The 21,513-nt window shown below is 59.0% G+C and carries 21 protein-coding genes; 3 read left to right on the plus strand and 18 right to left on the minus strand.

Going from position 1 to position 21,513, the window contains the following annotated elements:
- Window positions 1-23: 23 nt before the first annotated feature.
- Genes CARG_RS06165 through CARG_RS06190 form a run of 6 tightly spaced genes read right to left on the minus strand, consistent with a single transcriptional unit; the run spans window position 24 to window position 6,557 of the window.
- Window positions 24-656, minus strand: a complete 633-nt coding sequence (locus CARG_RS06165) for a YigZ family protein (protein WP_020976548.1) — start codon at window positions 654-656, stop codon at window positions 24-26.
- Complete coding sequence (locus tag CARG_RS06170) at window positions 656-2,149, minus strand: MFS transporter (protein ID WP_041747050.1); 1,494 nt, start codon at window positions 2,147-2,149, stop codon at window positions 656-658. The genes CARG_RS06165 and CARG_RS06170 overlap by 1 nt, the downstream gene beginning before the upstream one ends.
- Window positions 2,133-3,410 (minus strand): threonine ammonia-lyase IlvA, encoded by a 1,278-nt coding sequence (gene ilvA / locus CARG_RS06175; RefSeq protein WP_020976550.1) that lies wholly within the window; start codon window positions 3,408-3,410, stop codon window positions 2,133-2,135. Before ilvA ends, CARG_RS06170 begins: the two co-directional genes overlap by 17 nt.
- Before the next feature lie 41 nt (window positions 3,411-3,451).
- Complete coding sequence (locus CARG_RS06180) at window positions 3,452-4,708, minus strand: class I SAM-dependent methyltransferase (RefSeq protein WP_020976551.1); 1,257 nt, start codon at window positions 4,706-4,708, stop codon at window positions 3,452-3,454.
- Window positions 4,709-4,727: 19 nt separating this feature from the next.
- Entirely contained in the window at window positions 4,728-5,597 is an 870-nt protein-coding gene (locus CARG_RS06185) for an NUDIX hydrolase (RefSeq protein ID WP_144198579.1), read from the minus strand.
- A gap of 48 nt (window positions 5,598-5,645) precedes the next feature.
- Window positions 5,646-6,557 carry an ABC transporter ATP-binding protein gene (locus CARG_RS06190; protein WP_081761636.1) on the minus strand — a complete coding sequence of 304 codons (912 nt, stop codon included), beginning with the start codon at window positions 6,555-6,557 and terminating at the stop codon, window positions 5,646-5,648.
- Between the two features lie 92 nt (window positions 6,558-6,649).
- Between CARG_RS06190 and CARG_RS06195 the strand changes: the two genes are divergently transcribed.
- Together CARG_RS06195 and glgB are read left to right on the plus strand one after the other, a co-directional pair.
- Window positions 6,650-8,695, plus strand: a complete 2,046-nt coding sequence (locus tag CARG_RS06195) for an alpha-1,4-glucan--maltose-1-phosphate maltosyltransferase (RefSeq protein WP_020976554.1) — start codon at window positions 6,650-6,652, stop codon at window positions 8,693-8,695.
- Window positions 8,696-8,705: 10 nt separating this feature from the next.
- Window positions 8,706-10,874: a 1,4-alpha-glucan branching protein GlgB gene (gene glgB, locus CARG_RS06200; RefSeq protein ID WP_020976555.1), complete on the plus strand. Its 2,169-nt coding sequence runs from the start codon at window positions 8,706-8,708 to the stop codon at window positions 10,872-10,874.
- 26 nt (window positions 10,875-10,900) lie between these two features.
- Here glgB and CARG_RS06205 read toward each other — a convergent pair whose 3' ends face one another.
- Window positions 10,901-11,818: a tetratricopeptide repeat protein gene (locus tag CARG_RS06205; RefSeq protein ID WP_020976556.1), complete on the minus strand. Its 918-nt coding sequence runs from the start codon at window positions 11,816-11,818 to the stop codon at window positions 10,901-10,903.
- A 132-nt stretch (window positions 11,819-11,950) separates the two neighbouring features.
- Between CARG_RS06205 and mce the strand changes: the two genes are divergently transcribed.
- A complete protein-coding gene (mce, locus tag CARG_RS06210) occupies window positions 11,951-12,409 on the plus strand; it encodes a methylmalonyl-CoA epimerase (RefSeq protein ID WP_020976557.1) in 459 nt (152 codons plus the stop codon).
- A gap of 11 nt (window positions 12,410-12,420) precedes the next feature.
- Here mce and CARG_RS10495 read toward each other — a convergent pair whose 3' ends face one another.
- The 11 genes from CARG_RS10495 to atpB form a co-directional block, all read right to left on the minus strand.
- A complete protein-coding gene (locus CARG_RS10495) occupies window positions 12,421-12,708 on the minus strand; it encodes a hypothetical protein (protein WP_081761638.1) in 288 nt (95 codons plus the stop codon).
- Window positions 12,709-12,710: 2 nt separating this feature from the next.
- On the minus strand, window positions 12,711-13,403 hold the full coding sequence (gene nucS, locus CARG_RS06215) for an endonuclease NucS (RefSeq protein ID WP_041747052.1): 693 nt from the start codon (window positions 13,401-13,403) through the stop codon (window positions 12,711-12,713).
- A gap of 38 nt (window positions 13,404-13,441) precedes the next feature.
- Complete coding sequence (locus CARG_RS06220) at window positions 13,442-13,888, minus strand: DUF2550 domain-containing protein (RefSeq protein ID WP_020976559.1); 447 nt, start codon at window positions 13,886-13,888, stop codon at window positions 13,442-13,444.
- A gap of 131 nt (window positions 13,889-14,019) precedes the next feature.
- Window positions 14,020-14,391 (minus strand): F0F1 ATP synthase subunit epsilon, encoded by a 372-nt coding sequence (locus CARG_RS06225; RefSeq protein ID WP_020976560.1) that lies wholly within the window; start codon window positions 14,389-14,391, stop codon window positions 14,020-14,022.
- A 15-nt stretch (window positions 14,392-14,406) separates the two neighbouring features.
- Complete coding sequence (gene atpD, locus CARG_RS06230; protein ID WP_020976561.1) at window positions 14,407-15,855, minus strand: F0F1 ATP synthase subunit beta; 1,449 nt, start codon at window positions 15,853-15,855, stop codon at window positions 14,407-14,409.
- Window positions 15,856-15,858: 3 nt separating this feature from the next.
- Entirely contained in the window at window positions 15,859-16,836 is a 978-nt protein-coding gene (locus tag CARG_RS06235) for a F0F1 ATP synthase subunit gamma (RefSeq protein ID WP_020976562.1), read from the minus strand.
- A gap of 54 nt (window positions 16,837-16,890) precedes the next feature.
- Window positions 16,891-18,534, minus strand: a complete 1,644-nt coding sequence (atpA, locus tag CARG_RS06240; RefSeq protein ID WP_041747596.1) for a F0F1 ATP synthase subunit alpha — start codon at window positions 18,532-18,534, stop codon at window positions 16,891-16,893.
- Between the two features lie 71 nt (window positions 18,535-18,605).
- Entirely contained in the window at window positions 18,606-19,424 is an 819-nt protein-coding gene (locus tag CARG_RS06245; RefSeq protein ID WP_020976564.1) for a F0F1 ATP synthase subunit delta, read from the minus strand.
- Window positions 19,425-19,430: 6 nt separating this feature from the next.
- Window positions 19,431-20,003, minus strand: a complete 573-nt coding sequence (locus CARG_RS06250; protein WP_020976565.1) for a F0F1 ATP synthase subunit B — start codon at window positions 20,001-20,003, stop codon at window positions 19,431-19,433.
- A 31-nt stretch (window positions 20,004-20,034) separates the two neighbouring features.
- Complete coding sequence (locus tag CARG_RS06255; RefSeq protein ID WP_020976566.1) at window positions 20,035-20,277, minus strand: ATP synthase F0 subunit C; 243 nt, start codon at window positions 20,275-20,277, stop codon at window positions 20,035-20,037.
- 97 nt (window positions 20,278-20,374) lie between these two features.
- Window positions 20,375-21,184: a F0F1 ATP synthase subunit A gene (atpB, locus tag CARG_RS06260; RefSeq protein WP_020976567.1), complete on the minus strand. Its 810-nt coding sequence runs from the start codon at window positions 21,182-21,184 to the stop codon at window positions 20,375-20,377.
- Window positions 21,185-21,513: the final 329 nt, after the last annotated feature.

Here is a 21,513-nt window from a genome sequence, read left to right on the forward strand (position 1 = left end):
GCCGCAAGGCGGAGGGTCGCCAGCTAGCCGATCCAGTCGAGCTCTGACCAGTCCACTTGGTAGCGGCCGGCGCTCATACTAGCGACGCTGGCATCGCAGCGGTCGCGACTGTCAGGGGTCACGGCGATATGGATATGTGCCTTCGCTGTGTAGTCGGTGCCCACAACATCCCAGCCGTGTGCGCGGAGTTCCGCCTCTGTCCTGCCGGCATCGGCGTGGTCGACGCTCAAGGTGCCACGGAGCCTGCGGCTACGTTTCGTGACTTCCACCGCCTCCAGAGCCGATGCAACCGCATCTGAATAAGCGCGCACCAACCCCCCTGTACCCAACTTCACCCCGCCGAAATAGCGTACGACGACAGCAACCACGTCTAATAGCCCAGAGCCGCGCAGCACATCGAGCATGGGATTACCTGCTGTTCCTGAAGGCTCACCGTCATCGCTTGAACGCTCAATCGGCATGGCGCCGTCTAGATGGATGATGAAGGCACTGCAGTGGTGTCGGGCGTCCGGGTAGCGCGATCGGGCTTGGCGAATAAACTCTCGTGCCTCGTCTTCGCTGCTAGCACGACCAAGCAGCGTGATAAAACGGCTCCGTTTGATGTTGATTTCGGTGGTGACCAACCTGTCGGCTGGGCGCCGGTAGCGGTCTTCCATTAGGAATCCTCGCGCACGTAGCGGGAGACAAATCCGGCCATGACCGCTGCCGCAAGCGCTGCGGCCGCCGAAGATGCTACGACGCCGTGAGAGAACGCGACGTCAACACGCTCAAGGATCGAGGGGGAAAGGCCGAGTTCGTGGGCGACAGAGATGGATTCGCGGGCTGCTTGGGGCAAAGAATCCAGCCCCATGCGGTTGAGGCTCATGCCGTAGACAGCCATCAGGATGGAGCCGAGGATCGCGGTGCCGAATGCTGCACCGAGTTCGTAGCCAGTTTCGCTTAATGACGCCGCGGCACCCGCACGGTCGCGAGGGGCTGAGGCGAGAATGTAATCGTTGCTAATGGGGTCGATAATGCCCAGGGAAAAGTTCAACAGCGCAAAGCCAAAAGCCAGGATGATTCCATGCTCTAGGTGCGCGCCCCAGCCCAACAGCGCACAACCGGAAAAGGCACCGGCGAGTGCCACCAGCAGTAGCTTTTTCGTCGAATGGTTTTTCATGATGCGGCCGGTGATGAGGGTCGACACCACGACAATCACCAGACCGGGGAACATCAACAGGGCGGATTGGCTGACGCTGTAGCCCGCAACCACCTGGAGATATTGGGAGAGGTAGAACAGCACACCCAGGTATAAAAACATCGACAGTCCGTTAACGGTCACTACGGTGCTGAACGTGGGATTGCGCAAAAGGGTGATGTCAATCAGCGGGTTGGTTGTGCGGGTGAGGTGACGAATAAGCAGGATGGAGGCAGCCAGGCACACAGCCGCCACAATCCCAAGCGTGAGGGTGACGGGTTCGTGCGGGAGCACCTTGATCACGTAGACCAGGCTGAACAGCGCGATCACTGCCAGCACCGCTCCCCTGACGTCAATGGGTGCGGGGGCAGGGACCTTGGATCGCGGTAGCAAGGCGACTCCACCGATGATCAGGGCGATGCAGATGGGGACGTTGATGAAAAAGATGGATCCCCAGTGGAAATGGTTGAGCAGTAGGCCTCCCAGCAGTGGTCCGCACGCCGCTGCCACGGAGTAGGTGGCCACCCACATCGATACTGCCTTGGCACGTTCTAGGGGGTTTGTGAACATCACGCCGATCAGCGACAGCGTCGAGGGCATCAGGCATGCCGCCGCAACGCCTTGGACAAGCCTTGCGGCAATGAGCAACTCGGGGGTGTGTGACATTCCTGCCATTGCTGATGACGCCGCGAAAAACGCAGTGCCCCACAACAACACGTTGCGCCGCCCAAATCTGTCGCCCACTGACCCCATCACGACCAGCATGGATGCTAGAGCGAAGGTGTAAATGTCGACGATCCACAGCATTTGTGGTGCTGAGGGTTGGATGTCTGCGGTCATCGCTGGGATGGCGAAGTTGAGCACTGTGGCATCGATGGCGAGCACAGACAACACGAGGCAGAGCACCGCAAGTCCCCACCATCGGCGGGGATGCGGTGTGGACTGTGGGGTGTCTTTAGGTGAGGAAGTCATATTCTGGCGTGCCCGGTTTGAGCTGTTGGCAATGGATCCTTGAAGAGTTCATGCGCTCGAGTAGTGGCTCAAGGTCGGTGGCGGCACCTAATTGCAGACCGACTAGAGCTGTGCCTGTTTCTCGGTTGTTGCGCTTGAGGTATTCGAAGAGGGTGATGTCGTCGTTGGGTCCGAGGATGTCTGATAGGAAGCTGCGCAACTGGCCGGGTTCCTGGGGGAAGTTCACTAGGAAGTAGTGCTTGAGTCCGCGGTGCACCAGGGAGCGTTCGACAATTTCGTTGTAGCGGAGCACATCGTTGTTGCCACCGGAAATGATGCACACCACGACCGAGTTCTGCCGAGGTTTCAGCAGTGGTAGTGCCGCTACGGACAGTGCTCCTGCGGGTTCTGCGATGATTCCTTCGTTTTGGTACAGGCCGAGCATTTCTGTGCAGACCGCGCCTTCGTCGATGCTCATCATGTGGATGCGGGATCGGTTGCGGTCGACTACCTCGTAGTTGTTCGCCCCGATCCTTTTGACTGCGGCACCGTCGACGAAGGGGTCGATGGATTCCAGGGTGACTGGCTCGTCTGCGTCTAGTGCTGCTTGCATGGAGGCTGCGTGCGCGGGCTCGACGCCTATGACGGCGGTGTGCGGGGCCATGTCGGCCATGTAGGACACCACGCCACTGATCAGGCCACCCCCGCCAACCGGCACGACGACCGAATCACAGTTTTTACCCATGGCGGTGAGTTGGGCGAGGATTTCTGCGGCGACTGTTCCTTGCCCGATGATGGTGTTGCGGGCGTCGAAGGGTTCGACGACGGTCGCACCGGTTTCTTGAGCGTAGGCGTGGGCTGCTTCGTTGGCGGCGTCGAAGGTGTCACCGGTGACGACTACCTCGACCCATTCACCGCCGTGGACCAGGATGCGGTCGCGTTTTTGTTTGGGGGTTTGGTTGGGGACGAAGATCCTCCCTTTGATTTTTAGCTTTTTGCAGGCGTAGGCAACGCCTTGTGCGTGGTTTCCTGCGGATGCTGCGGCGATGCCGGCTGCGCGCTCCTCGCCGGAGAGTTGGGAGATGTTGTTGTATGCCCCACGGATTTTGTAGCTGCGTACATCTTGGAGGTCTTCACGTTTGAGGTAAACCTCTGCCCCAGTCTCTTCGGAGAGGCGTGGGCAGTATTGCAGCGGGGTGGGGGCTATGACGCTGGAAATTCGTGCCTGAGCAATTTGGATGTCGGCTGCATGTATCGGTTCCTGCGTCACGTGAGAAGTCATGCGGTTATTGTAGCCGCATGACTGGGCCGGTTCTAGGTGGGTTAACCCCATTGCCTTTTGTTGGCGACTATCGCTAGTGTGCTGCTGGCGACGCCTTTACCAATGCGCATGAGTGCGATCACGTAGGGCTGTGTGCCTTTGAGTTTGAGTTTTTTCCTGAGGTTTTCTGGCGTGATGTTGACGCCGCGCACGAGGATCTCGACAGCACCTGCGTCAAGGCCTTTGAGTACCGCAGGGAGTTTTTTCATGGTGGTTGTTTCGATGATTTCGCAGCCACTGTAGCCTTCGGGGATGCGAGTTCCGGTGAGGAATGCGATGCGAGGGTCGATGAACGCTAGTTGCTCGCGGGCGGCGAAATGTTCTACTAACCCGGCGCGCACGATGGCCCCGTCGGGTTCGACGAGGAATCGTCCAGGGGTTGTGCTTTCTTCTGGGTTTAGTGCGTTGGGGTGTTCGGGGGATTCTGCGTCGGGTAGTGGGTACGTGTCATCGATGACGTCGCGGGAAGGTTGCGGTCCGCGCGTTGAAATCACCACCGCTTGGCGGGTGCGTCCTTGTGCGATGCCGGGTGTGTAGAGGGTTGTTTCGCGGACTTGTCCGTCGAGGCTGACGACGCTGACGAGCCCTTCCCAGAAGCTGTAGTCCAAGGCTGGGGCGCATTTGATAGCGAGTTCTGCGCCCCGGTAGGTGTCTATCACGTCGGGTAGTGGGGGAATCAAGTCTTCGGGGGTGTGAATGCGGCGTCCTTGGCTTCTACGTGCGGGATCGGCGATCACAACATATCCGCAACCTTGGGGTGGGCGTACGGCTGGTGTGAGTGCGTCGCCGACGTAGAGGTGCGCGCTGAGGCCCGCGAGGTTGTGCTGCGCCATGGCGACCCTAGCCGGGTCGATGTCCGCCCCGATATAGTCCAGTCCTGCCCGGCGGGCCGCTATCCCTTCGGTGCCGATAGAACACGTGACATCATGCACCAGTGTGTTGGCGCCGCAGGTCTGCTTGATGAGTTCCATGCGCACCTCGGCTACGGGCATGGGGGTTGCTTGCTGCGCAGACTCGGAACACACCAACTTGTCGGATGCTGCACCATCGCCCCATTTTTTCCCTAGCGCTTTCCGCGCCGAGAGAAGCTCCATCACCGCGCGTGAATCCCCCTCGCCACCCCAGCGTTGGACATCCCGCGCAACCATCGCGGCGTCATGAACATAATTGTCAGGGCGGTGGCTTAGGATCTGTTCTACCGCGGCGACGTCATCACGGTGGTCCGCAAGCCAACGGACAGTCGCGGGGCTGAAACTCATTGCACAACTATAACCGCAACTAAAAACGCTTCGGCCGCTTCGCGCTAGTTACCGCATGAAAATGCAGATAGCGGGGGTCCTGAACGGGCAAACCGGTCTCGGGCTGCAAGCGCACATTATCCAACAGTGCCATCGCCTCCGATACCGAATCGAATTCGCACAGCCGCCTCAGCTGATTCCACGTGGGCACAACCAGGCGAACCAGCCCGGCTTCCCATCCATCCAGCAGCAACTCTGGCCGAAACCAGCCCGCGGAAGTTGCCTCCCCACTCGGGTCAACAACATCATGGTCCTGAGGCCAGGCCACAGCAAAAGAAAAGGTATCGAACTGCCTGGTCGACGGCGGCGGCCCCTGCCAACGAGCAAAAGGACGCAGCATCGTCGAGCGGATGCGCAAACCCTCCGACAGCAAAAAATCCGCCAGCCCAAGCTCGTGCCGTTCCATAGCTGCGCGTTGCTGGGCGTACTTGGTGGCGTCGCTGATCATCTGCCCATCGCGGTCAACCGCCAACAAAAAACCAGACTCTTCAAACACTTCCCGCACGGCACTAAGAACCAAGGCCCGCGCATGCAGCTGAGAGCAGCCCAACTGCTGGGCCCACCATGCGGCCCCCGGCCCCTCCCACATCTCTGGGTGCGGCTGAACCAGATCCATCGCGTCGACTCCCCCACCCGGAAACACGGTTGCCTCCGGAAAACGCGACATAGTGTTCGCCCGCTCGTGTACATAGACCTCAACACCCGGGCCAGATACTCGGTCACGCAGCAACAGCACCGTGGACGCTAGCCTGCGGTCCTCCACGTAAAGGTCCGGGTTCGCCCCGTCCGGTACAGGGTCTGGCGTGGCCATGGTGGTGAAGGCGGGCGTAAACGGAAGTTCTGAAGACAACGACCACACCTCCTTTCACACGAACCCTAGGCCGGCAGGGTCATGCAGCTAGGCGCGATGCGCACCCGACTGCCGGCTGCGGCGCGCAAAATAACGATCCCCAATTTTATCCAAGGTAATGGGCTGATGGAAGGCCTTGGTCAGGTTCTCGCTCGTCAAAACGTCATCGATGAGGCCTTGGGCGACCACACCTCCCTCGTCCAGCAGCATCGCGTGGGTGAACCCGTAAGGAATCTCCTCCACGTGGTGGGTAATCATCACAATCGCAGGTGCATCAGCATCCAACGCGATCTCCCCCAGGTAACCCACGAGGTCCTCGCGGCCCCCAAGGTCTAGGCCGGCGCCGGGCTCATCGAGCAACAGCAGCTCGGGGTTGGTCATGAGGGCGCGAGCGATCAGTACGCGTTTGCGCTCCCCCTCACTGAGGGTGCCCCAGGTGCGCTCTTTTAAGTGGAGCGCACCCATCTTTTCCATGATGTCTTCGGCTTGTTCAAAGTCCATCTCGTCGTAGTCTTCGCGCCAACGCCCCAGGATGGCGTACCCGGCGGAGACCACCAAGTCGCCGACTTTTTCTTCATCGGGGATACGGTGGGCGATGGCTGCTGAGCTCATTCCGATCATGGTTCGTAGGTCGCGCATATCCGTTTTACCGATGCGCTCGCCCATGATGAAGGCCGCTCCCTTGGAGGGGAATTCCTCCGCGCCAGCCAGGCGAATCAGGGTGGTTTTACCTGCCCCATTGGGCCCGAGGATAACCCAGCGTTCGTCAAGCTCTACTTGCCACGTCACCGGCCCCAAAAGGTCTCTACCCCCGCGGGTGAAGATGACGTCGCGAAAATCGATCAACAAATCCTCATCTGTTGCGATCTCACTCACATCGACTGCGGGGATACTGGTTTGGTCACCAGTCGGTACGTGGCGTTGAGCTGAGTGTTCCAGGTTAGAAGTCACACTGACCATCTTGACGGAATTTCAAAACAAACTGTGTCAGCCACACAGGGCGACTAGGGTAAAAGATCGAAGATATATTTCCTAGAGGAGCTGGTTTTCCCGTGACAGTACGACAGAATGCGCGCCTAGGCATCGACGACGTTCGACCAAGCATCGCCGGAGGCACAATCCCCGCCAAGGCCGTAGTCGGAGAAGTCATCCCCGTTTTCGCACTCATTTGGCGCGAAGGTCACGACGCACTATCCGCCACCCTCAACGTTAAGGGGCCAAAAGACTCCCCTTCCGCCGCAAAAACCAAAAAAATCACCATGCAGCACAGTCCCAGCGACCCAGACCAAGTCAACGCGGTATTCGTCCCCGACGCCATCGGCACCTGGACCTTCCGCATCGACGCATGGTCTGACCCAATGGCCACGTGGCGTCACGCCGTCACCGCCAAAATTGATGCCGGGCAATCCCCCGAAGAACTCGCCAACGATCTTGAATCCGGCGCCCGACTGTTTGAACGCGCAGCGCAGGGAGCCCCCAAAGCACACCGACCGATGCTTCTTGACGTCGCGGAGTGCTTACGCAGCGAGGACAAAGAACTGCGGGCACGTGTCGCGCCGGGTCTCAGCCGCGACGTCCTCCAGCTTTTGGAGCTGCACCCGGTTCGCGATCTTCTGACCCGCGGGAAAACCTACAAGGTTGCGGTGGAGCGCTCTAAGGCGTTGGTGAGCAGCTGGTATGAGTTCTTCCCGCGCTCGACCGGAGGGTGGGACGATCAGGGTAACCCTGTGCACGGGACCCTCAAGACGGCAGCCCGTGAGCTAGAGCGCGCGGCACGCATGGGTTTTGACACCGTGTACTTCCCACCCATTCACCCCATTGGTGAGGTTAACCGCAAGGGCCGCAACAATACCTTGACCCCGGAGTCTCACGATGTCGGAAGCCCGTGGGCTATTGGATCGGCAGCCGGTGGCCACGACGCCATCCACCCGGATCTGGGCACCTTGAAGGACTTTGATGCGCTGATTAAGAAGGCCAAGCAGCTTGGCATCGAAATCGCCCTCGATCTTGCTTTGCAGTGCGCCCCCGACCATCCCTGGGCGGCTGAGCACCCCGAGTGGTTTACGGTTCTTCCGGACGGCACCATCGCTTATGCGGAAAATCCCCCGAAGAAGTACCAGGACATTTACCCCCTGAACTTTGATAATGATCCCGACGGTATTTATGCCGAGATCCTCCGTGTGGTGTTGTTCTGGGTCAAGCGCGGCGTGAAGACTTTCCGCGTGGACAATCCACACACTAAGCCCGCGAACTTCTGGGATTGGCTGATCGAATCTGTGCACGCCACCCACCCCGAGGTCATCTTCCTTGCCGAGGCCTTTACCCGACGCCCGCGGCTCTACGGCCTGGCGATGGCGGGCTTCAGCCAAAACTACACCTATTTCACGTGGCAGACTTCCAAGTGGGAATTGGAGCAGTTCGGCCAAGAAATCGCCCGCATGGCTGATGTGTCCCGCCCGAATTTGTTTGTCAACACCCCCGATATTTTGCATGCAAGCTTGCAGCACGGTGGTAGGGCAATGTTTGCTATCCGCGCGGTGTTGGCATCCACCATGTCACCGCTGTGGGGCATGTATTCCGGATACGAACTTTACGAGCATCAAGCGGTTGCGCCCGGCAGCGAGGAGTATCTCGACAGCGAGAAGTATGAACTCCGCCCCCGGGATTATGACGCCGCGTTGGCTTCCGGTGATTCGCTCGAGCCTTTCATCACCCGACTCAACCAGATCCGCTCAACGAATTCTGCTTTACAACAGCTGCGCAACATCCACTTCCACGCAGTCGATAACGACAACATCATTGCCTACTCGAAGGTCAATACTTTGACCGGTAATGCTGTGTTGGTGGTGGTCAACCTGGATCCCAATAATGCGCAAGAAAGCGCTGTGCATCTTAACCTCCACGCGTTGGGTCTTGACGGCCGCGACCACTTTGAGGTCCACGACGAAGTTACTGGCGCGACCTACACCTGGGGCGAGCACAACTTTGTGCGCCTAGAGCCATGGAGCAATGTCGCCCACATTTTTGTCCTCCCCACTGTCCCCTCCGCCGCGCGCGAGCAGCTTGCCTGGCGCCACGTCGACACCTACAACGCTTAAGGACTACGTGATGAACACGATCCCCGAACGCGAACGCCTCAACCACTGCCACTACCACGACCCTCACGGCGTCTACGGCTGGCATGACAACACCATCCGCACCCGCCAGATCGGCGCCACCAGTATCTCTGTAGAGCTACTCGACGGCACCGTCATCGCCATGGAGCACGCCGGCGAAGGCTATTTCACCGCTGACGTCAGCGGGCACGAGCGCTGCGACTACCGCTTTCAAATCAACTGGGGCGAGCACAGCACGACGCTTGCAGACCCCTACGCCTTCCTGCCCACCCTTGGCCCCATGGATCTGCATCTGATCGGTGAAGGCCGCCATGAACGCCTGTGGGATGTCCTTGGAGCCAACACCACCTCCTACACCACCGCGATGGGCGAAGTCCGCGGCACAGCCTTCGCAGTGTGGGCACCCAATGCCATTGGCGTCGCTGTCGTTGGTGATTTCAACGGGTGGAATGCCGCCCAGCACCCCATGCGCAGTCTCGGCTCCTCTGGCGTGTGGGAGCTGTTTATCCCCGAGGTCCATGCCGGGGCGATCTATAAGTTTGCGGTCCAAACCCCCGAGGGCCACCGCATCGACAAAGCCGACCCCTTGGCTAAGCGCGCCGAGGTCCCGCCGCAGACCGGATCGATTGTTGTCGAATCCTCCTACACCTGGGGCGACAAGAAGTGGATGAGCTCCCGCGAACGCGTCGACCATGACTCCTCCCCCATGAGCATCTACGAGGTCCACCTGGGCTCGTGGAACATGGGCAAAAACTACGAGGACCTCGCCACCGAGCTCGTCACATATGTTTCCGACATGGGCTACACTCACGTCGAATTCATGCCAGTCGCTGAGCACCCCTTCGGTGGCTCCTGGGGCTACCAGGTGTCTGGTTACTATGCGCCAACTTCTCGTTGGGGAACCCCGGATCAGTTGCGTCACCTCATCGACGCCATGCACCAAGCCGGCATCGGGGTCATTATCGACTGGGTTCCCGCCCACTTCCCCAAAGACGACTTTGCACTGGCTCGGTTCGACGGCCGCCCTGTCTACGAGCACCCGGACTGGCGCCGAGGCGAGCAGCGAGACTGGGGCACCTATGTTTTCGATTTCGGACGTCCCGAGGTGCGCAACTTCCTCGTGGCTAACGCCCTGTACTGGGCGCAGGAATTCCACATCGACGGACTGCGAGTCGACGCCGTCGCGTCCATGCTCTACCTCGACTACTCACGCGAAGAGGGCGAATGGGCACCCAACCAATACGGTGGGCGCGAACACCTCGAAGCGGTCCAGTTCCTGCAAGAGATGAACGCTACTGTCCACCGCGAGCACCCTGGCGTCCTGACCATCGCTGAAGAATCCACCTCGTGGCCGGGGGTCACCACCCCCACAGAAGCAGGCGGCCTCGGGTTCTCCATGAAGTGGAATATGGGCTGGATGAACGACACCCTCGAGTACTTCTCCGAGGACCCCATCAACAGGCGCTACCACCACAACGAGATCACTTTCTCCATGGTGTACGCCTACAGCGAAAAGTTCGTCCTCCCCATCAGCCACGATGAGGTCGTCCACGGCAAGGGCACCTTATGGACCCGCATGCCGGGAGACTCTTGGAACAAAGCAGCTGGCGTGCGCACACTACTGGCCTACATGTGGGCGCATCCCGGTAAGCAACTTCTATTCCAGGGCCAGGACTTCGCGCAGGTTGGCGAATGGTCCGAGGCACGTTCCCTGGACTGGGGCGATCAAGATGGTTGGGAGGGCGAATACCACGCCGGGGCGTTGGAACTGGTCCGAGCCCTCAACACCATCTACAAGCGCACACCAGCACTATTCACGCAGGATTTCGTGCCTGAGGGCTTCAGTTGGAACAAATCCGATGACGCTGACCGCAACGTACTGTCCTTCCTACGCCACAGCGCCCCAGATGCCGATGGCAACGTCGAAACACTGATGTGTGTGCTCAACCTCGGCGGACAAAGCCACACCGACTACACTCTCGGTGTCCCGGAGGCAGGCACCTGGAAGCTCCTGCTTAACACAGACGCCGCCGTGTTCGGCGGTGCAGACAACCCCTTGGGCGACGCCCAAGCCGTAACCTATCCATGGGACGGATTCGACGCGTCAGTCACCCTACATCTGCCCGCTATGAGTGCGCAGTGGTACAAACTGCAACGTTAACGCAGGGGTAAAAACTATGGCGGGCGCTAGAACAAAGCACTCGCCATTTTTTGACGAGCAGTCAGCACAACCGGATCACTCGGCTCGAATAATGCGAACAACTCCAGCAAACGTTCCTTCACGCGGGTTTTATCCTCGCCCGCGGTTAACGACAGCGCACTAATCAAGCGGTCGAAAGCCTGCTGTTGAGCACCCGCAGCTATTTCAAAATCAGCGGCTACGAAAGCCTTTTGCACGTCCGACGGTGAGGCATCAGAGTCCGCAATAGCTGACGCGGCGTCAACACCCTCATGAGCCTTCAAACGCGACAGCAAGCGGGCATTATCACGCGCAGCCTTAGCCTCTGCGTTGTTGGGTTCTTTGGCCAGAATGTCCTCATACACTGCGATGGCGGCATCAAAATCGCCGGCGTTAAGGGCATCGAGGGCGGGCTCAAAACGCGGATCCTCCGCCGGCTCAGCATCCTGATCCCCCAGACCCGACAACATGCCCGCACACGCATTGACGACCGCCGCCGTCCATTGCTGCAGCGCCTCCAGCGGTTGGCCGCCCTGGAAGTCAGCCAACGGACGAGCCCCCGCGATAGCCACTACGGTGGGCACCGCCTGCACACCCAACATCTGAGCGAGCTGGGGGTAAGCCTCAGCGTCAATGTGCGCGTAGATCCAGCTGCCGTTAGCCTGCTGCGCCAACATCGACAAATCCTGCCTCAGCTGCTCGGACTGCGGACTGCGCGCAGAACCAACCTGAACCACAACCGGGACCTGTTGGCTGCGTTCCAATACCTCCGCCTGAATATTGGCTTCGGTCGCTTCCACCACAGGGTCAATGCTGCTTCCCCCAGCAGCGCGGCGCGCCTCAGAGGCCTCTGCAGCGGCCTGGGCCTCCGCGCGGGCCTTCACCTCGCCGAGGTCAATCGCGCCGCCACCAAAAGTAGAAGTCATGTCCACACATCCAATCACGAGGAAAAAACCAACAGGTGCCTACTATAGCCAACCACAACGACAACCCCCACTATGAAGTAAATAACACCGAATGTCCGACTGTGTCCGATCGGGCGGAGTAGGCTATAAGACATGAGTAACGACTACTTAAACATCGACATCCCCCACGAGTACGTCACTTGCCTCGACCACGTCGGCATCGCGGTGCCTGACCTGGACGCAGCAATCGAGTGGTACCGCAGCAACATGGGCTGGGTGAACCACCACCAAGAAACCAATGAAGAACAAGGCGTCGTCGAAGCTATGATCGGCCCGAAGGACCTGAGCGATCGGGGCGGCATGATCCAGCTGCTCGCTCCCCTTAATGAGGCTTCCACCATCGCGAAGTTCATCGACAAGAAGGGCCCCGGCCTGCAGCAGATGTGCCTGCGCACTAACAACATGGACGCCCTCTGTGAGCATCTGCGGGCTCAAGGCACCCGGCTGCTCTACGATACCCCCAAGATCGGCACCGGTGGGGCACGCATCAACTTCGTTCATCCTAAGGACGCCGGTGGCGTTCTGCTGGAGCTTACCGAACCAGCACGGTAAACAGCGCTTGGCTAACGACGATCCCAGCAGGCACTATGCCAGTGCCTGCGGTCGTCCGCTCCCTTGCCTGATTGCTGGGGCCACGCCACCACGTGGCGGATTCCGGGGGGAATTGTCTGGTTGCATCCCGGACAGATATAGGTCTTTTTAGCGGCCGCAGCAGCCATGTATCGCACAAGGTATGGCTGCCCCCAATCCCAACTAGGCCCCTCCTGAACTTGGGTGCCAAAGTAGGCCGCACCATCGGTAGGTAATGGGCGGGCCGGCTGCCGCGCCCATTTGTTGTTTCGTTTACCCACGGCTAAAACAGTCGTAGCTCGTCGGACTCGATACCTCGAAGGGCTTGGTAATCTAGCGTCACACAGCGGATGCCGCGATCACTGGCCAGCGTTTTTGCCTGGGGTTTAATTTCCTGTGCCGCAAACACTCCCCTGACGGGCTTCAACAAATCATCACGGTTGAGTAGCTCTAGGTAGCGACTCAACTGTTCCACACCGTCTATGCCCCCTCTGCGCTTGATTTCAACGGCAACCGTCGCGCCGTCACCATCCTTGCACAAAATATCGACAGGGCCGATAGCTGTGGGATACTCCCGACGGATAAGGCTGTACCCTTCACCCAAAGTGTCGATGTGCTCGGCAAGCAGCTCCTGCAGGTGCGTTTCAACTCCGTCTTTGACGAGGCCCGGATCCTGACCAAGATCAAAACTTTGTTCGGAGTGGATGGTATCGATGGTGATGCGTAGCTGTTCGCCTTTTTTATTCTCAACAGTCCAAAACTGCTGACCTGTGGGGTTACCCTCTTCGTCGAGAATGGGAGCTTCGCTTAGGCTACACGGTGGGGTCATCCAGTTGAGGGGCTTGTAGGCGCGATCATCAGCGTGGATAGAAACTGATCCATCCGCCTTGACCATGAGAAGTCGGTCCGCCATGGGTAGGTGGGCTTCCAGGCGTCCAATGTAGTCGACACTGCACCGGGCTATCACTACTCGCATTGGTTTAGGATAGCGGGATCCGGGGGTGGCGGGCGAACTTAGTGGCTTTGGTTGAGGTGTTTCATCGCTGTGCGAACATCCAGTCGCTGGGCTCGCGCAGTGGGGGCAGATTCTAGCCAGGAAGTGAAGGCTGTTTCACCTCGCAGGTCGAAAGCGATCTCGTATTCTTTGGCGTTTGACTTTATGGCTAGGATGCGAAGTCCGTCTTCGAGGGTGCTGCATTCGTCATCGCGACGCTGCCTACGCCCAACAAGCTCAGTGCGGTTACGAACCAGTTGGATATCTACCCGGGGAGACAGGGAGCGAAGTTTGTAAAATTTCAGTAATTCGTCGGAGTAACTGATAACGCCGTGGCGCCAGGGGCCATTCATTGTGCGCATTACTACGGAGATGCCGTGGGGACGGAGTACAAAAAAACGCCACGCGGCCAAGGCCAGCACGGCGAAACATACGATGCTCACAATTGCGAAGATGAGATACAGCACGTTGGCACTCCCTGGCTCATGACTTTTAAAAAATAATACAACGGGAGCCCATCTTTAAGGAAAAAAAGATGCCCACCCCTTTTTTTTGTTTAGGGGGTGGGCATCCAAGAGCGTATGTGAGCGGTGTGCTCTTAGCTCTCCTTCATGCGGCGTACTGCTCGCAATTCAGCCTCACCACGGGTCTTGACGTCTTCGTCGGAAGACTGTGCGTCTTCTTCAGCAGAGTCAACATCGACCTCCGTGGCCCACGCGGCATAGTCCGCGAGGATAGTGACCTTCTCCGGGGAGACGGAGAGGAAGCCACCGTGGCAGGCGGCAATAAGCTTGTCGCCATCCACGGGGGTGATGGTCACGACCCCGTTGTCGACCAGTTGGCCGAGCATGGGCTCGTGACCGGGGAGCACGCCGATCTCACCCTCGATGGTTTGCGCCGTCACGATGCTGGCCTTTCCAGACCAGAGCACGCGTTCGACAGCAACCAATTCAGCGGCGATTTCAGCCATGTCTCTTACGCCCCTTTACTTCTTCTCGGTGAGCTTCTTGTAGGCAACTTCGACGTCGTCAAGACCACCGAGGCCGTTGAAGGCCTGCTCGGGGTAGTGATCGAAGTCGCCGTTGCAGATGCGCTCGAAGGCGTCAATGGTGTCCGCCAGCGGAACGTAGGAACCGGGGATGCCGGTGAACTTCTCTGCGACGAAGAAGTTCTGGCCCAAGAAGCGCTCAAGGCGACGTGCTCGCTGAACGGTGATCTTGTCCTCTTCAGACAGTTCGTCCATACCGAGGATGGCGATGATGTCCTGAAGTTCCTTGTTCTTCTGGAGGATGTTGATGACGCGCTGTGCCACGTTGTAGTGACGCTCGCCGACGATACCGGGCTCGAGGATACGAGAGGTGGAGGTCAGCGGGTTCACTGCGGGGTAAATACCCTTAGAAGCGATTGCACGGTCGAGCTCGGTGGTTGCATCGAGGTGTGCGAAGGTGGTCGCCGGGGCGGGGTCGGTGTAGTCGTCGGCGGGCACGTAAACAGCCTGCAGAGAGGTAATCGACTTGCCCTTGGTGGAGGTAATGCGCTCCTGGAGGACACCCATCTCGTCAGCCAGGGTCGGCTGATAGCCCACTGCGGAAGGCATGCGGCCCAGCAGGGTGGACACCTCGGAACCGGCCTGGGTGAAACGGAAGATGTTGTCGATGAACAGCAGCACGTCCTGGTGCTGAACATCACGGAAGTACTCCGCCATGGTCAGGCCGGACAGGGCCACGCGCATACGGACTCCCGGCGGCTCGTCCATCTGGCCGAAGACGAGTGCGGTGTCTTGGAGGACGCCCATCTCTTCCATTTCGAGGAAGAGGTCGGTGCCCTCACGGGTGCGCTCACCGACGCCTGCAAACACCGAGGTACCGGAGAATTCGCGGGCGATACGGGTGATCATCTCCTGGATGAGCACGGTCTTACCAACACCTGCACCACCGAAGAGGCCGATCTTGCCGCCCTTCACGTAGGGGGTCAGCAGGTCGATGACCTTGATACCGGTTTCGAGGATCTCGGTCTTGCCTTCGAGCTGGTCGAAAGCAGGTGGTTCGCGGTGGATGCCCCACTGCTCACCGTCGCGGCCGAGGCCCGGCTCGTCAAGGCAGTCACCAAGTGCGTTGAACACGTGGCCCTTGACGACGTCGCCGACGGGAACGGAAATCGGCTTACCGGAATCGGTCACCTCAGCGCCACGGACGAGACCGTCGGTGGGTGCCATGGAGACGGAACGAACCAGGTTGTCGCCGAGGTGCTGGGCAACCTCGAGGGTGATGGTCTTGGCGACTGCTTCGAGGGTGACCTCGACAGTCAGTGCGTTGAACAGGGCCGGCAGCTCGCCGCGCGGGAATTCCACGTCGACGACCGGACCGATGACACGCACGACACGGCCGGCGGTAGCCGCCTGCTGTGTGTTCTGCTCGCTCAGAGCTGTAGTCATAATCTAGTCACTTTCTCCGCTTTCGGCGAGCGCTCCTGCGCCACCGACGATCTCTGTGATTTCCTGGGTGATCTGTGCCTGGCGGGCCTGGTTAGCAACGCGCGACAGGTCTTTGACCAGTGCGGTTGCGTTGTCGGTCGCGGACTTCATCGCGTTACGACGCGATGCTGACTCGCTGGCTGCGGCTTCGAGGAGCATCGCGAAGATGCCACGCGAGACGTACTTGGGCAGCATTGCTGCCAGCAAGGTGTCTGCGTCGGGTTCGAAGTCGTAGTCGGGAGTCGGGGTTCCGCTGCTCGACAGCATGTCCTCGCCTTGGCTGATCTCATCGAGCTCGATCACGGGCTCGATGGGGAGGAGCTGATGTGCGCGCGCGGTTTGGGTCAGCATGGACTCAAACTCGGTGTACACAACGTGCAGCTGGTCGAATCCTTGAATGGATTCGCCCGGTTCTACATTGAGGCCTTCACGGTACTTAGCGGTGCCTTCGGAGCCTGCCACGAAACCATCAATGAGGTGACGGCGCAGGTCGTGGGTGAGCTTGAAGTCCGGGTCTTGGGAGAAGCCAGACCACGAACCTGCGACGTTTTCGCCGCGGAACTTGTAGTAGGCAACGCCCTTGTTACCTGCAACGTACAGAACGGTTTCGTAGCCTTCATTTTCAAGGAGGGTGCGAAGTTCTGCAGTCTTTTTGAAGACGTTGTAGTTGTAGCCACCAGCCATACCACGGTCACTGGAGACGACCAGGATTGCTGCGCGTTTGCCGTTGGGGCGTTCGCGCAGCATCGGGTGATCGAGGTTCGAAGCCGATGCGAGACGTTCAATCACCTTGTGAATTTCGACTGCGTAGGGCTGCGAAGCTTCCACCCTGGCCTGGGCCTTAGTGATTCGCGAGGTGGCGATCAGCTCCTGGGCTTTGGTGATCTTCTTAGTCGAGTTCACCGATTTGATACGGGAACGCAGTTCTCGAAGATTAGCCATGGATTATCGCCTCCCTTCTTTTCCTTGGACGGTCATAGTGCTTGTCACCAAGCCCTACTTCTTGTTCGTCTTACGGGAAACCGTGATTTGGTTCTTCTTCAGCTCGCCTTCAGCAAGCGGGTCAACCTCAGGTTCTTTCACAACGGGGGTGCCGTCGGAGGTTACGAAGACTCGCTTGAACGCGTCAGCGGCGCTCTTCAGCTCAGCCTGGGATTCAGGAGTGAATGCCTGGCCGCCGGCGATCTGCTCGTAGACACCAGCTGCGTTTGCGTGGAGGTACTCGTGGAGTTCCTTCTCGAAACGGCGAATGTCTTCGACCGGTACGGTGTCCATTTCGCCTTCGCCCGCGAGGTAGATGGAGACCATCTGATCCTCGACGGACATCGGGGTGTTCTCGGGCTGCTTGAGCAGCTCGACGAGACGCTGGCCACGCTGCAGCTGGGCCTTCGACGCGGGGTCGAGGTCAGATGCGAAGGCAGCGAAGGCTTCGAGGTCACGGAAGGCAGCGAGGTCGAGACGCAAGCTACCGGAAACCTTCTTCATGCCCTTGGTCTGGGCAGCGCCACCGACACGGGAGACGGACACACCGACGTTGATAGCCGGGCGGACACCCTGGTTGAACAGGTCGGATTCGAGGAAGACCTGGCCGTCGGTAATGGAGATGACGTTGGTCGGAATGAAGGCAGACACGTCGTTTGCCTTGGTTTCGATGATCGGCAGTGCGGTCATCGAGCCTGCGCCCATGTCGTCAGAGAGCTTTGCGGCACGCTCGAGGAGACGGGAGTGCAGGTAGAACACGTCACCGGGGTATGCTTCGCGGCCCGGCGGACGACGCAGCAGCAAGGAGATCGCACGGTATGCTTCCGCCTGCTTGGTCAGATCATCATAGATGACCAGGACGTGCTTGCCCTGGTACATCCAGTGCTGACCCAGCGCAGCGCCTGCGAAGGGTGCGAGCCACTTGAAGCCGGCGGAATCAGATGCAGGAGCAGCCACGATGGTGGTGTACTCCAGAGCGCCGTGCTCTTCAAGGGTCTTGCGAACGGCTGCGATGGTGGAGCCCTTCTGGCCGATTGCGACGTAGATGCAGCGAACCTGCTTCGTAGCGTCACCGGACTCCCAATTGGCCTTCTGGTTAAGGATGGTGTCCAAGCAGACCGCGGTCTTACCGGTCTTACGGTCACCGATGATCAGCTGGCGCTGGCCGCGGCCGATCGGAGTCATTGCGTCGATGGCCTTGATGCCAGTCTGCAACGGCTCTTCCACGGGCTGGCGCTGCAGCACGGACGGTGCCTGCAGTTCCAGGACGCGGTCAGTTTCAGCGTCGATAGCTCCCAGGCCGTCGATAGGCTGGCCCAGGGGGTTGATTACGCGGCCGAGGAATGCATCCCCAACCGGAATGGATAGGACCTCACCGGTCCGCCTTACTTCGTCGCCCTCTTTAAGAGTCTCGTAGTTACCCAGAACCACAACGCCGATCTTGTCGGTGTCGAGGTTCTGTGCGACGCCGATGACGCCGCCGGGGAACTCGAGCAGCTCATTCGCCATGACCGACGGTAGGCCCGAAACCTGGGCAATACCGTCAGCTGCCGAAATGACCACGCCGACCTCCTCACGGGAGGCCTCCGGGGAGTAGCTCGAGGTGTAGTTCGCAATCGCGCTACGGATCTCATCGGAGGAGATCGTCAGCTCCGCCATGTTCTTCCTGCTCTCGGTTGTTTCTTCCAGCATGTAATAAATGTTCTTCGAATCGTGTCGGTGACTAGGTGTTAGACCAAGTTGCTACGCAGCTTGTCGATTTTGCCTGACAGGCTTCCATCGATCACTTCGTCACCAACGCGGATGACCGCTCCACCGAGGAGGCTGGTATCGACCTCAGAGTGGATGGACATCGCACGACCGTAAATGCGGCCCAATTTGTCTGCCAGTGCAGCTTTTTGCTCATCCGAAAGATCGCTAGCGGCGCGAACAAAAGCGATGCTCTTGTCCTGAAGAGCGGCTGCATTAGCCGCGAGTGCCGACATGTCGTCGATCGGATTGCTTTCCGGGCGTCCAATAACCTGCAGCGCCAGTACCTCGGTGACGGCAGTTACTTTGCCGTAGAGGACCTGCGCGAGCAGGGAGCGCTTAGCTTGAGCAGAGGCTGTCTTGTCGGCCAGCAGCGATGTGAGCTGCGGCTGACCATCAAGGATGCGACCGAGGCGGAAGAGCTCGTCTTCAACCTGGTTAAGCTGACCGCCGGCCTTAGCCGATGTCAGCAGTGCGCGCCTACCTACTGCAACAATGCCTACGCGCATTTCGCGCGGGGTGGACCAATTCTGGGCCGCAGCGTGAGCGAGGATGTCCAGTGTCAACTGGGACACCTTGCCACCGAAAACTGCCTGAACCAATCCGGAGCGGCGATCGGCGGGGCTGGAATTATCAGCCACTGCCACTCGCAGGCTGCGATCGCTGTCGAGTACATCAACAGCGTCGAAGAGCTCCGTACCGGTTTGTGCTGCAACTGCGACGAGTGAATCAAGGCTTGCGCAACGTGCGTCAAGGTCCTTGTAGCAAACGTCGAGTGCTTCGCGGCTCGCTGCGTGCATATTCGCCTACTTTCCTGCCGGTGCGACGGTGTCGAGTTCGTTCAGGAAGCTGTCGATCGTGCCGGAGCGGGTGACGTTCTCGGACAGTTGCTGTCCAAGAAGAAGTTCCGCGAGGCTGATCGAGGTCTGCCCCATGTCACGGCGGAGCTCGGTGATAACCTGCTCGCGCTGTGCCTGGAGCTGCTTCTCGCCCGAAGCGACAATACGGTTGTATTCGGCAGTAGCTTCAGCTGTCTTCTCCGCGATGATTTCCTTGCCCTTGTCGCGGGCTTCTTCGCGGATCTGAGCAGCCTCGGCACGTGCTTCAGCAAGCTGCGCGTTGTATTCTTCACGCGCTGCGGCAGCCTTAGCCTCAGCTTCTGCGGCGTTCTGGATACCGCTGCTGATGGTGTCTTCGCGCTCTGCCAGAACCTCGGAGTACTTCGGAAGTACGAACTTCCAGAAGAGGAAAATAATGACGGCAAACGCAACAGCGGACCAGACGAGGTCGTACGGCATGGGCAGCAACAGGTTGTTGCCGTGCTCGAGGGGGAGCTTTTCAGCCGACCCCTCTGCCAGATAGTTAATGACGTTCGTCATGGTGCATCAATGCTTTCGTGTCGGTTCGCGATTAAGCGAAGAGGAAGCCGGCAACGAGGCCCAGAAGGGCAAGTGCCTCAACGAATGCGATACCCAGGAACATGGTGGTACGCAGCTGGCCAGCCATCTCAGGCTGACGTGCCATGCCTTCGAGGGCCTTGCCTACGAGGATGCCGATGCCGAGGCCGGGGCCGATGGTGGCGAGGCCGTAGCCAACAGCGCGGTAGTCAGCGACAGCAGCAGCGTCATTAGCAGCGAGAAGGATCTCGTTCATTTGGGTTTCCGTTCCCTTTCTAGTGCCCGGGATTGTTCTCGGGCGGTTTTGGTTTTTACGTTATGGGGTTTGTGCCTGGCTAGAGGCGTGGAGCCTTCTAGTGTTCGTCGGCGTGCAGCGACAGATCAATGTAGACCGCCGCAAGCAGGGCAAAGATGTATGCCTGCAGGAAGATCACCAGCAGCTCGAAGAGCGTGAAGGCAATCGCCGCAGCCAAGGTCAGGCCGGACACAACAGTCCAACCGCTCATCTGCCAGAAGAAAAAGTTTGTGGCAGAGAACAGCAGGACGAGAATGATGTGACCGGCGAGCATGTTGGCCATCAGACGCAAGGTCAGAGTGACCGGGCGCATGATAAACGTCGAGAAGAACTCGATCGGGACCACCAAGATGTGAAGCGGCAAAGGCAGGTTCGGGATGACTAGGGAGGACTTCATGAATTTGAAGAACCCGTAGCGCTTAGCGCCCGCGTAGATGAAGGCAATGTATGCAACGATTGCCATCACTAGCGGCATACCGATACGAGCGTTGGGCGACACGTTCAGCATGGGGATGACCGAGGGGGCATTGCTGGCCAGAACGGCAAAGAAGATGGTGGCGATGACCGGCAAGAACCGACGCCCCTCCTTCTTACCGAGGATCTCTTCAGCAATGTGGACTCGACAGAAGTCGAGGAAGGTTTCCGCGACATTTTGCAGCCCGTGGGGCACCAGCTTTGGCTTGCGCATGGCGATGGCAAAGAACACCACCAGCAGCAAGGTCATCAGCAGGCGGACGAACATCAGACGGTCGATGGCGAAGTAGCCATTGGCGAAGTCAGAGAACAGCAGATTGTGCGGTTCACCGTTCTTCATAAACCCCGGGAAAAATTCATGATCCAGGTTGGGTGAGTGGAACTCACCCTTCATGGCCAGTGTTGTAACGCTCAGCGTTCTCTCCCGTGTTCGGGCCGCACAGTAACCACACTGTGCGGTGCGATGGACGTCTGAAAAACTTCATGGGCCGATACGGACTCCGTCGCACATCATCGCAACGGCCCAGTGGAGCGCTCATTCTTCATCCTCAGCTTCTGCTTTGTGACACAGGTCGTGAGGCCGAAGATTAAGACCCGTCTAGTAGGTTATCAGCCATTAAGGGCATATCCCCAACCCCGCATATTTAGGCGGTTTGAGACTATTTCCAACACCCGAAAAAGTATCATTTACCTGCATCAACGAGCTGCTGTAAGGTCGGTCAC

Source organism: Corynebacterium argentoratense DSM 44202, assembly GCF_000590555.1.
In the GTDB taxonomy this organism is placed as follows: Bacteria; Actinomycetota; Actinomycetes; order Mycobacteriales; family Mycobacteriaceae; genus Corynebacterium; species Corynebacterium argentoratense.